The 12258-nt window shown below is 65.3% G+C and carries 9 protein-coding genes; 6 read left to right on the top strand and 3 right to left on the bottom strand.

What is annotated here, in order from left to right:
• Positions 1 to 62: 62 nt before the first annotated feature.
• The 4 genes from H8F01_RS13510 (at position 63) to H8F01_RS13495 (ending at position 5083) form a co-directional block, all read left to right on the top strand.
• Entirely contained in the window at positions 63 to 1112 is a 1050-nt protein-coding gene (locus H8F01_RS13510) for a LacI family DNA-binding transcriptional regulator (RefSeq protein ID WP_187055620.1), read from the top strand.
• Between the two features lie 15 nt (positions 1113 to 1127).
• Positions 1128 to 2831, top strand: a complete 1704-nt coding sequence (locus tag H8F01_RS13505) for a sugar MFS transporter (RefSeq protein ID WP_222615664.1) — start codon at positions 1128 to 1130, stop codon at positions 2829 to 2831.
• A 66-nt stretch (positions 2832 to 2897) separates the two neighbouring features.
• Positions 2898 to 3875, top strand: a complete 978-nt coding sequence (locus H8F01_RS13500) for a carbohydrate kinase family protein (RefSeq protein ID WP_187055619.1) — start codon at positions 2898 to 2900, stop codon at positions 3873 to 3875.
• On the top strand, positions 3872 to 5083 hold the full coding sequence (locus H8F01_RS13495) for an AGE family epimerase/isomerase (protein WP_187055618.1): 1212 nt from the start codon (positions 3872 to 3874) through the stop codon (positions 5081 to 5083). The genes H8F01_RS13500 and H8F01_RS13495 overlap by 4 nt, the downstream gene beginning before the upstream one ends.
• 1313 nt (positions 5084 to 6396) lie before the next feature.
• On the opposite strand, the gene H8F01_RS13490 is transcribed toward H8F01_RS13495, so the two are convergent.
• Positions 6397 to 7023, bottom strand: a complete 627-nt coding sequence (locus tag H8F01_RS13490) for a hypothetical protein (RefSeq protein ID WP_187055617.1) — start codon at positions 7021 to 7023, stop codon at positions 6397 to 6399.
• 254 nt (positions 7024 to 7277) lie between these two features.
• On the opposite strand from H8F01_RS13490, the gene H8F01_RS13485 reads away from it, so the two are divergent.
• Together H8F01_RS13485 and H8F01_RS13480 are read left to right on the top strand one after the other, a co-directional pair.
• Positions 7278 to 8090: an SDR family NAD(P)-dependent oxidoreductase gene (locus H8F01_RS13485; RefSeq protein WP_187055616.1), complete on the top strand. Its 813-nt coding sequence runs from the start codon at positions 7278 to 7280 to the stop codon at positions 8088 to 8090.
• A 127-nt stretch (positions 8091 to 8217) separates the two neighbouring features.
• A complete protein-coding gene (locus H8F01_RS13480) occupies positions 8218 to 8631 on the top strand; it encodes a DoxX family protein (RefSeq protein ID WP_187055615.1) in 414 nt (137 codons plus the stop codon).
• A 37-nt stretch (positions 8632 to 8668) separates the two neighbouring features.
• Here H8F01_RS13480 and H8F01_RS13475 read toward each other — a convergent pair whose 3' ends face one another.
• Positions 8669 to 9493 (bottom strand): alpha/beta hydrolase, encoded by an 825-nt coding sequence (locus H8F01_RS13475; protein WP_187055614.1) that lies wholly within the window; start codon positions 9491 to 9493, stop codon positions 8669 to 8671.
• A 168-nt stretch (positions 9494 to 9661) separates the two neighbouring features.
• Positions 9662 to 12139, bottom strand: a complete 2478-nt coding sequence (locus H8F01_RS13470) for a tetratricopeptide repeat protein (protein WP_187055613.1) — start codon at positions 12137 to 12139, stop codon at positions 9662 to 9664.
• Positions 12140 to 12258 lie beyond the last annotated feature (119 nt).

Raw genomic sequence — 12258 nt, 5'->3', positions numbered from 1 at the left:
CGGTTCCGTTCGACCGCGGAGGCAGGTTACCTTTAGATCGTTCCAATTAACCCAGGCCTGCGATGGAAAGCCAGACCCCGGTCGGAAGAAAGATCACCCTCAACGACATCGCAGCGGGCTGCGGCGTGTCCCGCGCCACCGTGTCGCTGGTTTTGCGCGGCAGCCCCCTGGTGAACAAGGTCACCCGGGCCAGGGTTGAGGAGGAACTGCGCCGCCAAGGCTACGTCTACAACCGGGCGGCTGCCAACCTGCGCCGGCGTACGTCCTCCAGTGTGGCGCTGGTCATCAACGAACTGGCCAACCCGTTCTTCGCCGAATTTGCCGCCGGGGTCGATGAAACCCTGGGCGCGGCCGGCTTCGTGACCCTGCTGGGCAGCACCGGCGACTCCGCCGAGCGCGAGCATGCCGTGCTGGGCTCGCTGATCGAGCACGGCCCGGGCGGCATCATCCTGTCCCCGGCCGAGGACAGCGAGGCCCGCAAGGTGCTGGCTGCCGTGGGTTCGCACACGCCGGTGGTGCTGTTCAACCGCGAACTGGGTGGCGAGCTGCCCGAATACGCGCACTGGGACCGCCTGATGCTGGACAACGAGCGCGGCGCACGCCGGGCCACCGAGCACCTGATCGCGCAGGGTCATCGCAATATCGCCTTCTTCGGTGGCCACGACCACGCCAGCTCCACCCGTGAGCGCCACGCCGGCTATGAGCAGGCCATGCAGGCGGCCGGACTCGCCATCAAGCCGCAGTGGCGCGTGCAGAGCACGCCCACGCGCACCGATGCCGCACGCGCCTCGGGTGCGTTGTTCGAAGGTCGTGGCGGGCATCCGACGGCAGCGGTCTGCTACAACGATGCCGTGGCGCTGGGCCTGATCCTCGGCCTGCACCAGCACGGCCGCCAGGCAGGACGCGATTTCGCGGTTACCGGCTTCGACGACATCGCCGAAGCTTCCATGAGCATGCCTTCGCTGACCACGTTGTCCACCGCGCCGCGCGCCCGGGGAAAACAGGCAGCCGAGATGCTCCTCGCCCGTCTGCGCAACCCGCAGGCGCCCTCGGGCACCATCGTCGCGCCAGTGGAACTGGTGGTGCGCGAAAGCAGCTGTCCTCTCTCCTGACCTTTCGGATTACGCATGGCCTTCGCAGCTCCACCTATCCAGTCGACGACATCGTCGCCGGCCACCGGAAAGACGCGTTACACCGATTACCCCATGGCGATGGCGGTCACCACCACGATCTTCTTCATGTGGGGTTTCCTGACCGTCCTCAACGACATCCTGATCCCGCACCTCAAGTCGGTGTTCGAGCTGAACTACGCGCAGGCCATGCTTGTGCAGTTCACCTTCTTCGGCGCGTACTTCCTGATGTCGCTGCCCGCCGGTCGCGTGGTGGCGGCGCTCGGTTACAAGAAGGGCATCGTCGCGGGCCTGTCGATTGCCGCCCTTGGTGCTTTCGGCTTCTGGCCGGCGGCGCAGCTGCACTCGTATGCAGCGTTCCTGGCGGCACTGTTCGTGCTGGCTACCGGCATCACCGTGCTGCAGGTGGCAGCCAATGCCTATGTCGCGCTGCTCGGCCCGGAGCGCACCAGCTCCAGCCGCCTCACGCTGGCGCAGGCGATGAATTCGCTGGGCACCACCATCGGCCCGAAGTTCGGCGGCTTGCTGATCCTCTCGGCCGCTACCGCGGTGATTCCCGCCGCCCTGCGCAGCGCACCGGAAACCGTGCAGCTGGTGCAGACGCTCAATGACGCGCCGGTGGCCCAGACCATCGACGCGGTTCGCCAGGCACCGCCGGACCGCCTCGTGGCCGCGCTGAACGATGCCTCCGCATCGGCACTGGACCGCCTGCCGGCCAAGGACCTGGCCGATGCCTTCGTGCACCTGCCGGCAGCGTCGATGGCGCAGGTGGTGGACAGCCTTTCCGGCGCACCGCTGCTCGCCACGCTTTCGGCACTGTCGCCGCAGCAGCTGGCCGCCTTGCCTGCCGCCACGCTGGCACCGGCGCTGGACAAGCTGACCTCCTCGCATCTGAACACCGATGACGCGGCGCAGTTCGCCAAGGTGCGCGCCAGCCTGACGCCGGAAACCCAGCAGCAGCTGGCCGGGTATCGCCAGAAGCAGGCCGAGCTGGTGCAGGTGCCCTATCTCGGGCTGGGCCTCGCGCTTATCGTGCTCGCCATCGGCGTGTGGCTGTTCCGCCTGCCGCCGCTGACCGAATCCACCGAAGCGGCTGATACCTCGCATCACACGCTGATGGACGCACTGCGCCACAGCCACGTGCTGTTCGGCGTGCTGGCCATCTTCTTCTACGTGGGCGCGGAAGTGTCCATCGGCAGCTTCCTGGTCAACTACCTCTCGCTGCCGGAAATCGGCCACATGAGCGAACAGGCCGCCGCCAATCACGTGGTGTACTACTGGGGCGGCGCCATGGTGGGACGCCTTGCCGGCTCGGCCCTGCTCATCTACATCAACCCGCGCAAGCTGCTGGCGGCGTTCGCCGCCATCGCCGGACTGCTGGTGCTTACCACGATGCTCACGCAGGGCAACGTGGCCATGGTCAGCATCATCGCCATCGGCCTGTTCAACTCCATCATGTTCCCGACCATCTTCGCGCTGGGCATCGAGCGCATGGGCCCGCTGACCGGCAAGGCATCCAGCCTGCTGATCATGGCCATCGTGGGCGGTGCGCTGGTGCCGCTGGCGCAGGGCGTGCTGGCGGACCACATGGGCATCCAGCATGCCTTCATCCTCCCGTTGCTCTGTTACGGCTACATCGTTTTCTACGGGCTGCGTGGCTCGCTTGTACGCGATCCCGTGACGCCCGTTTCCCATTCCTGAATCCCGCATGCCCGCGCCGGTGATGCCGGCGCGGGTCACGCAAAGACATTGAACAGGCACTAATTGATGTCACGCACCATCCTCTGTTTCGGCGAAGCCCTGATCGACTTCCACAGCGAAGGCGGCGATGAAAACGGGTTTCCGCGCAGCTTCGTTCCCTATGCCGGCGGCGCACCGGCCAACGTGGCCGTGGCGGTCGCACGCCTCGGCGGCGACGCCGCGTTTGCCGGCATGCTCGGCAAGGACATGTTCGGCGATTACCTGCTGGACAGCCTGCGTCGCGCCGGCGTAAATACCGACGGCGTCGCGCGTACCGACCAGGCGAACACCGCGCTTGCCTTCGTGTCGCTTGACGCCAGCGGCGAGCGAAGCTTCAGCTTCTATCGCCCGCCGTCGGCCGACCTGCTGTTCCGCCCCATGCATTTCCATCCGGAAGGCTTCACGGGCACCGCCGTATTCCACGTGTGCTCCAACAGCATGACCGATACCGCGCTGGCCGAAACCACGCGCGAAGGCATGCGACGCGCGCATGACGCCGGCGCACTGGTGAGCTTCGACCTCAACCTGCGTCCGGCCCTGTGGCCGCGCGACGTGGAACCGCGCGCCCTGATCTGGCCGGCACTGCAGCTGGCCGACGTGGTCAAGCTGAGCGCTGAAGAGTTTGCTTGGCTGGCCGTCGACGGCGAAGAAGCCACGCTGGCCAAACTGTGGGAAGGCCGCGCGCGCCTGGTCATCATCACGGACGGCGCCAAGGCGCTGCGCTGGTTCCATCCGGATGTGGAAGGCGAGCTGCCGGTGTACTCCGTGCCTGCCGTGGATACCACGGCCGCCGGCGACGCCTTCGTGGGCGGCCTGCTCTACCAGCTGGCCAAGCTCGAACACAGCGACGACCGCATCGATCACCTCATCACCGAACTGCCCCGCCTGCATGCAGCCCTGCGCTTCGCCTCGGCCTGCGGCGCGCTCACCGTGACGCGCCAGGGTTCGTTCTCGGCCATTCCCGACGAAGCCGAAGTGCTCAGCTTCATGGAGACCTACGCATGACCACCGCGCCCGACTTCCGCAGTGAAGCCTTCCTGCGCGAACACATCGCGAAAACGATGGCGTTCTACCACCCGCATGCCATTGACCATGCCGGCGGCTTTTTCCATTACTACAAGGACGACGGCGCGATCTACGACCGCAGCCACCGTCACCTGGTGAGCAGCACGCGCTTCATCTTCAACTACGCCATGGCGTACAACGAGTTCGGCAACGCCGAGTACCTCGATGCCGTGCATCACGGCCTGCGCTACCTGCGCGACGTGCATCGCAACCCGGCTACCGGCGGCTATGCCTGGACCATTCGCGACGGCAAGCCGGAAGACACCATGTACCACGCCTACGGCGTGGCCTTCGTGCTGCTGGCCTACTCCACCGCCCTGAAGGCCGGCGTGCGCGAAGCCGCCGCATGGATGGACGAAACCTGGGCACTGCTGGAGAAGCACTACTGGGATGCCGATGCCGGTCTGTATCGCGACGAGGCGAACGACCAGTGGCAGTTCACCGACTATCGCGGCCAGAACGCCAACATGCACATGTGCGAAGCGATGCTCGCCGCCTATCAGGCAAGTGACGAGCCGCGCTACCTCGAGCGCGCGCTGCAGCTGGCCGACAACATGACGCGCCGCCAGGCCGCCAAAGCCGAAGGCCTGGTGTGGGAACACTACGATGTGAACTGGAACATCGACTGGAAGTACAACCTCGACAATCCCAAGCACCTTTTCCGCCCGTGGGGTTTCCAGCCCGGTCACCAGACCGAGTGGGCCAAGCTGTTGCTGATCATGGAACCGCTGCTGCTCGAACGTGGCCGCGAAGAGAACTGGCTGGTGCCCACCGCCAAGCACCTGTTCGACACCGCGCTGGCCCGTTCATGGGACAACGAGTTCGGTGGCATGGCCTACGGCTTCGCACCAGACGGCAGCGTGTGCGACGACGACAAGTATTTCTGGGTGCAGGCCGAATCACTGGCGGCCGCTGCCCTGCTGCACGCACGCACGGGCCTGGCCGAATACGACCAGTGGTACGAAAAGCTGTGGGCCTACTCGTGGGAGCACTTCGTCGATCACAAGTACGGCGCGTGGTTCCGCATCCTCACGCGTGACAATCGCAAGTACGATGACGAGAAAAGCCCGGCCGGCAAGACCGACTATCACACCATGGGCGCGTGCTATGAGGTGCTGGCGCTGATTCGGGATGGCGGGGTTCCGTAAGTAACCGATGTGCCGGCGCGCGGCGATGCTGCGCGCTGGTTGATCGCTGTTTTCGCCAGGAATGGGGAGAGCGACGCGCTTTTGCTCCCTCTCCCCTTCGGGGAGAGGGTTGGGGTGAGGGGTGGGTGCTCGCCTCACCGGTCCATCTGAACCATCATCCCAGCGAGGCGCTGCTCAACCGCCGAAGGGCGGGTCATCCAGTGTCTTTGCTCACTGCCTTCGGTAGTCACGCAGGCGCCAGGTTGCCGCTTACGCAGCGGAGGCGTTTCGACCTCCTGCCGGAGGCCGAGTCACTTTTCTTTTGCTGGCCCAAAAGAAAAGTAACCCAAAGAAAATGGCCTTAAGGGCTGGCAGCATGCCGATGGGAAAAGCCCGAGCGGCTGAGGAACGCTGTTGCTTGGCAACCTCCGCCTCTACACAGCGGGTACTTCCAAGCGCTTCGCAACGCGCCGATGCGAAGAGGACTTAACGCGGAGCGTCGTGCCTCTACGAGGCACATCCTTCCTTGCCCCTAGGGTGTTCACGTTGAACATCACCTGTCGCTCGTCCTCTCCCGTTCGGGAGAGGACTGGGGTGAACACTGAGGCGAGAAAGAAACCGGCTTCACACGGTGCGAGACACCCCTGTAGGAGCGCACCTTGTGCGCGACCGCAGCGCCATGTCGATTCCGCTCCGTCAGGTGGTCGCGCACAGGGTGCGCTCCTACAGACAAGCTAAATCGGTACGCCATACGCCGTCGCACAATGCGACGCGATGTGCAGCGCAGCTGCACGAGCCTTCGGCTCTGGCTCTTGACCTACCCGCCCCCTTGAGCGGCGGTGAGGGGCGGACGACAGGTCCGCAGGGGGATCGGCAAGGATGCCGATCCCTTTTCGACAGGACAGGGAGGTCCTGTCGAAAAGCCCGGCCGACCCTCACGGACTGGCCGGCTCTACCGGCCAGCGCCGCGATGGGGGTGCCTTTTCTTTTGGTTACTTTTGACGCGCAGCTAATCCCCGTGGGACTTTGGGCAAGCAAAGAAAAGTAACCCGGCCTCCGGCAGGAGGTCGGAACGCCCGCTGCGTAGGCGGCCCGGTCACCGTAGCGCTAGAACCCGAAGGCCAAGAGCAAAGTCACTGGCCCCCTGCCTACGCAGGGGTGACGGCTAAAGAATGAAACGACAACGCCAGAATGATCGCCCCTGCAGCCGTTGAAACGCATCTCCTGGGCTTGCTCCTTTCCAGAGGCCGCTGCAATGCCAACTGGGAAAGTCCCCGAATACCAAAGAAAGAGGGCCGCATCGCGGCCCTCTCTGTGCACTTGCTTCCCGGCGCTTACTTAGATTTCGCCGGCGCAGCTTTCGGCGTCACCGTCACCGCCAGTGCCTCGACGTAGGTGGCAACCACCATGTCGCCCACCTTCAGCTTGCTCATGGCGGCCTGACGCTCCGGGTTCTTCACTTCAATCGTGCGCGAATGGCCGTCCGGGCCGGTCAGCGTCACGGTGTGGTTCTTCATGTCGATGGCGCTGAGCTTGCTCGTCACCGTTACCGACTGGCCGGCCTTCGCGCCCGGCGTGCTGCCCTTGGGGGCGGACGTCTGACCAGACTCCGTTTCAACGCCGGCTGTCGCGCTGCCGGCCGGCATCACCTGCACCGCCACGGCGGCCTGGTAGTGCGCCGTCACCTGATCACCCGCCTTCAGCTGATCGAAGTTCTGCACCTCGGGACCAGCCTGGATGGTGACTTCCTTGCCCTTGGGACCCTTGAGCGTGACGAAGCGCTGCTCATGGTCCACCGACACCACGGTCGCGGTGATGGTCTGGTCTTCGCGGTCAAGCTCGTGCACGGTGGAGTTGACCGCCGATTCCGTGGCGGCTTGCTGGGCCCACGCGAACATCGGCACCGAGAGGGCGATCGCCGCGCCGAGCAGGTAGCGGGTGGAATGAGGGAACTTCTTCATGGTGTGTCTCCTGTAGGTATCTTTCGCCCGAAGCCGGGTTGCTGTTGGAGGGCGCACGCGATCCGCCCCAGGCGTATCCCTCACCCGGCCATGTTCGATCAGGACGCGCGACGCCACGAGCGAAAAACCACGCAAAGACGATACGTAGATCTACCGAAGAAATGCCTGAGCGAGGAGGCGTGACATGACGCCAGCGCACGTGCAAGCTTGGGGACAGTTCGCTATTCCCTACCCAGCGTCCGGAGAGATACGCCATGGTCGTCATGGAACAGCCCGATACCGTTCTGATCACCGGTGCATCCGCTGGCATCGGCGCGGCTTACGCTGACCGCTTTGCGCGGCGTGGCCACCCGGTGATCCTGGTGGCACGCCATCACGCCCGACTGGAAGCGCTGGCTGAACGGTTTTCCCGTGAATACCACGTGAAAACCGAAGTATTGCCAGCCGACCTCACCTTGCCGACCGAACGCGCACGCATTGAACAACGCCTGGCCGCCGATGAGAGCATTGGCATCCTGGTGAACAACGCCGGCGTCGAGGATGGCGCCCCGCTGACACAAACATCACCCGATGCCGTGGAAGCGATACTCGAACTCAACGTCACCGCCCCCTCGCGACTGATTGCCGCGATGCTGCCCCGACTGTTGGCGCGCGGCCACGGCAGCATCATCAATATCGGCTCGATACTCGCACTGGCACCGGAGCTGTTCGACGGTGCCTACGCCGCCAGCAAGAGCTACCTGCTGACCTACTCGCAGACGCTGCACAAGGAAGTCTCCGATCAGGGCATCCGCGTACAGTGTGTGTTGCCGGGCGTGACGCGCACGGCCATCTGGAATGCCTCGGGCGCCCTCGCCGACATTCCGGAACGCATGATCATGGAGGTGGCCGAGATGGTCGACGCGGCGCTCGCCGGCTACGACCAGGGCGAGTTGATCACCATCCCTTCGCTGCCGGATATCGAGGAGTGGCGAAGCCTCGACGAAACACGCCGCCGCCTGCTGCCGGAGCTGTCACGCTACGTGGCCGCCGACCGTTACAAGAGCGATATTCCCGAAGACGCGTGACCGGGCGAACCCGGTCGCGCCACGAGGCGCGCGCAGGCATATAGTGTGGCCGTCGGCACCGCGTGGACGGGGCCGTCCTCGCGGGTCATGCCCCGCGTGCCTTGCGTCGAGTCAAGGGAGAACGACCATGCGATACACGTTACTGGCAGGCAGCAAAGACGGCATGCTGCTACTGGCCCGCCTTCTGCTGATGGTCCTGTTCGTCATCTTCGGCTGGAGCAAGCTCATGAGCTTCTCCGAATCGACCGCCTACATGAGTTCGATGGGCGTACCCATGCCCGCGGTGACGGCGGGCATCGCCGTGATCATGGAGTTTTTCGTGGGCATCGCCATTGCCATTGGCTTCTACACGCGCCCGTTGGCCATCCTGCTGGGGTTTTACACGCTGGCGGCGGCGGTCATCGGCCACCAGTTCTGGAACATGGTGGATCCCGAACGCATCGGCGCGATGATCAATTTCTACAAGAACGTGAGCATCGCCGGCGGCCTGCTCCTGCTGTGCATCGCCGGACCCGGCAAGTATTCACTGGACCGACGTTAGTCCACGCTCCCAGCTCCTGACGCGACCCGATATCGCGTCAGGGCAGGCCCAGCGTATGCAGGAACGCATCCACGGCGGCGGTATAGCCGCCGGGCTCTCCTAGCGTCGCATTGATATCCCCGTGCGTCAGCGGCTCGGGCAACACACTCACCTGCACACCAAGTTGCCGCGCCTTCGCGGCATAGGCCTGGTTGTGGGGACACGATTCCTTACGCTGACTGGAACACACCAACAGAATGGGCAACGCGTCGCGGCCAAGTCGGTCGATGGGCGATGCCTCGCTCCATCGCGCGGGATCCTCACCGAACACGCGATCATAGAAACCCGCATGCGGCCCTCCCATGATGCCCGCCACGTCGATGGCGCCGCTGTCGAGCGATACCGTACCCAGCCAGCGCGTTGCTCCGTGTGCCGTCGCAAGTGGCGGTGACGACGACAGCAAGGCCACCAGATGGGCGCCGGCCGAGTGCCCCATCAACACCACTCGCGACGAGTCAGCGCCCCACTCCCCCGCATGCTTCTGGACATAGGCGAGCGCATCGGCAACATCGCCGGCCTGCTGGAGCGGCCCGGCCTTCGGCCAGAGGCGGTAGTCGACGGAGACGAAGACATAGCCGGCCTGTGTCCAATGCGTTGCCTTGGGCTCCACCACGCCGCGACTCGCCTTGTCGCCAAACATCCACGCGCCGCCATGCACCATCAAGATGATGGGCGATGCGTGCGGCGACGCTGGCAGATAGACGTCCAGTCGCTGTCCGGGGGAGTTTCCGTAGGCCAGGTCACGCCGTACGTCCGCGGCGCGCGCTGTCGTGAGGCAGCCCAACGCCAACACCATGGCAAAGACACCGCGCCAGATCGCCATGCTCGCACCCTCGTTTCGTGCCGGTGGGGAGTGGCCGGCAAACACCGGGAAGCGTGCCTGGCCACAGAGGGCAACAACGAGCGACGTGGCCCCCGGCTGACATGGCCGGGCCTCCGGCCCACCGTGATTCAGCGGCCGGAAGGTCGGGGCGACCCTCCGGCCCGGCCGTCAGCGAAACGCCGGCATGCTGTCGCCACCCAGGCTCTGCAGCAGTTCGTGGGCCTCTCGCGAACTCGGCGCTACCGCCACCAGCCGTTCGGCATAACCGCGCGCCTTGTCCTTGTCGCCGGCGTCGCGTTCCGCACCGGCGAGGGCAAACAGCAGCGAGGGATCGTAAGGCGCGGTCTTCAGGCTTTCCTCCCAGACTTTGAGCGCCTGCGCGCCCTGCCCGGCCGAATGGAGAGCCACGCCATACACGTACGCAAAGCGCGCATTGGCCGGCTCGGCGCGGTGCGCACGCTCCAGCCAGGTCAGTGCTTCGCCGGACTGGTTCTGGCGCACCAGGGCCAGGCCCTTGGCGTGGAGCAGGTTGGCATTGCCGGGCACGGCCTTCAGGCCATCATCGATGACTTTTTCAGCTTCGTCTTCGCGCCCCAGCCCGCGGTACATGTCCGACAGGTTCACATAGGCCGGCACGAAATCGCTCTGCAGCTTCAGCGCCTGGCGGAAGGCCTGTTCCGCCGCCGCCGCATCGCCGCGCTCGACGTAGACCAGGCCAAGGTCGAAGTGCGATTCGGGGCGATCGGCAATGGCAAGCTGTGCTTCCTTGTAGGTCGCGAAGCCGCGGTCGCGCGCCGCACGCTGCGTGGCATCCAGCGCTGCATCCGGCACGCCGGCCAGCGCGCGGCCGGCCTTCACGCGCACATCCAGCACCGCATCGTCTGCCAGCGGGGCCGCGAGCGGACCGCGTACCTCAGGCGGAAAAGCCAGCAACGCGTCGAGTGCCGCGGCGCGCATCAGTGGATCGGCATCGCCCAACGCCGACTGGATCGCTGGCAATGTGTCCGGGCTTGCGTAGTGGCGCAGTTCGTTGACGGCGGTGGCGCGGGCGATCATCGGTGACGTGGCATCCCCTGCCAGGGTGGTCAGCAAGCTCGCCGCACCGGGCTTGCCATGGCGCGCAGCATCCAGTGCCTCGACGAAATGCTGATAGCCCTTGCGTTCCGGGCCATGGGCCTTGGTAATGGCATCGGCTGCCCACTGCGCGCCCTTGTCCGCATGGCAGTTGGCGCAGGCGTTGGGCACGCCGTACTGCACGGTGAGATCCGGGCGCGGCACGCGGATGGAGTGATCCGGGCGCGCGTTGATCACCATGTAGTTCTTCGAAGGCATGTGGCAGGCCACGCATTGCGATCCGGCGGTGCCCTCCTTGTGCATGGTGTGCTGGGCGGTGTCGTACACCGCCGGCGTGTGGCAGCTTTCGCACAACGCATTGCCCTGCGCGCGCGTCTTGCCGGTGTGCGGATCGTGGCAATCGCTGCAGGTCACGCCCTTGGCGTACATGCGGCTCTGCAGGAACGAGGCGTAGACGTAAACCTCGTCCAGCTGCTGGCCATCGGCGTGATAGCGGCCCTCCGCAAGCAACGAAGGATCGTGTGTATCCATCAGCCGACCGGTGGGTGCGGTGTCCTTGGCGATGATGCCGCGGCGGGAATGGCAGACCGCGCAGGTCTCCACTTCGCGGCGCGTGGTCAACGGCGTGCTGCGCACCGGGTTGCCGCTGGCCGGATTGGGGATCCAGTGCATGCCCTTGCGTTCGTTGAGTGCGATGGTCAGGCCCATCGACGGATCGGCCTTTTTCTTGTCCTCACCGGCGTTGGACCATTCGACGTGGCGCGATCCCGGGCCGTGGCAGGCTTCGCAGGCTACGTTGATCTCGTTCCAGCGGGTCTTGAAGGTATTGCTGGCCACGTCGTAATTGCGCTGCACATTCGTCGAATGGCAGTCCGCGCACATGTAGTTCCAGTTCTGGTTCAGGCGCGTCCAGTGCAGCGTGTCGTGCACATCGATGTGTTCGCCGGGGTACATGTTGAACCAGCGTTGCCCACCTTCGGCGGCAGGCCGTGCATCCCACGAGGCACGCAGGGTCTGCAGGCGACCGTCCGGGAAGGCCACCAGATACTGCTGCAGCGGATAGACGCCGAAGGTGTACTTCACCTCGAACTCGCCGGGCTTGCCGTCCGGCCCGTCGGTCTTCACGAAGAAGGCATGGTCGCGCTTGAAGAAGCTGGCCGTGGAACCGTCCTGCTTCAGCGTGCCGCTGAAATTGCCCAGCACGGTCTTGTCGTCGGCCACCTGCATGGCCAGCGCATGATGGGACTGCTGCCAGGCCTGGGTTTCCTTCACGTGGCAGGAGGAACAGGCCTGCGCGCCCACATAGTGCGCAGGCGGCAAGGCAGGGCCAGTGGGCGTGGGGGTCGACGACGCGGCAGCGACCGGTGCGGCAGGCGTGGGCACGGCACCCGGTGCCGGTGTGCGCAACCACCACACCCCCAGCACCACGATCACCAGCAAAGCCACGCCCAGCGGCAACCACCACAGGCGATGCTGGCCCGCTTCCGCCGCCGGGGTCGTCACCGGCGGTTTCGACGTCGCAGCCACTGCCTTGCCAGAGCGCTTGCCGTGGCTCTTCCTGGAACGCCCCATCCGTCTCTCCCCGCTACCTACACTAAGAACGTCTTGCTTCCCTTTCCGGGACGCTGCTTTTTATTGGTGCGCGCGGGCATGTTAGCGGGCGCGTGTGATGAAGCCGCGAACAGGCCGGA

Origin of the sequence: Dyella telluris, assembly GCF_014297575.1 — a bacterium.
Taxonomy (GTDB): domain Bacteria; phylum Pseudomonadota; class Gammaproteobacteria; order Xanthomonadales; family Rhodanobacteraceae; genus Dyella; species Dyella telluris.
The sequence above is the reverse complement of the archived record's forward strand: the minus strand, read 5'-3'. Positions and strand labels throughout refer to the sequence as shown.

Excerpts from the sequence above, each read along its gene's own strand:
- H8F01_RS13510 (WP_187055620.1), top strand. The coding sequence starts at position 63 with ATGGAAAGCCAGACCCCGGTCGGAAGAAAGATCACCCTCAACGACATC.
- H8F01_RS13505 (WP_222615664.1), top strand. The coding sequence starts at position 1,128 with ATGGCCTTCGCAGCTCCACCTATCCAGTCGACGACATCGTCGCCGGCC.
- H8F01_RS13500 (WP_187055619.1), top strand. The coding sequence starts at position 2,898 with ATGTCACGCACCATCCTCTGTTTCGGCGAAGCCCTGATCGACTTCCAC.
- H8F01_RS13495 (WP_187055618.1), top strand. The coding sequence starts at position 3,872 with ATGACCACCGCGCCCGACTTCCGCAGTGAAGCCTTCCTGCGCGAACAC.
- H8F01_RS13490 (WP_187055617.1), bottom strand. The coding sequence starts at position 7,023 with ATGAAGAAGTTCCCTCATTCCACCCGCTACCTGCTCGGCGCGGCGATC.
- H8F01_RS13485 (WP_187055616.1), top strand. The coding sequence starts at position 7,278 with ATGGTCGTCATGGAACAGCCCGATACCGTTCTGATCACCGGTGCATCC.
- H8F01_RS13480 (WP_187055615.1), top strand. The coding sequence starts at position 8,218 with ATGCGATACACGTTACTGGCAGGCAGCAAAGACGGCATGCTGCTACTG.
- H8F01_RS13475 (WP_187055614.1), bottom strand. The coding sequence starts at position 9,493 with ATGGCGATCTGGCGCGGTGTCTTTGCCATGGTGTTGGCGTTGGGCTGC.
- H8F01_RS13470 (WP_187055613.1), bottom strand. The coding sequence starts at position 12,139 with ATGGGGCGTTCCAGGAAGAGCCACGGCAAGCGCTCTGGCAAGGCAGTG.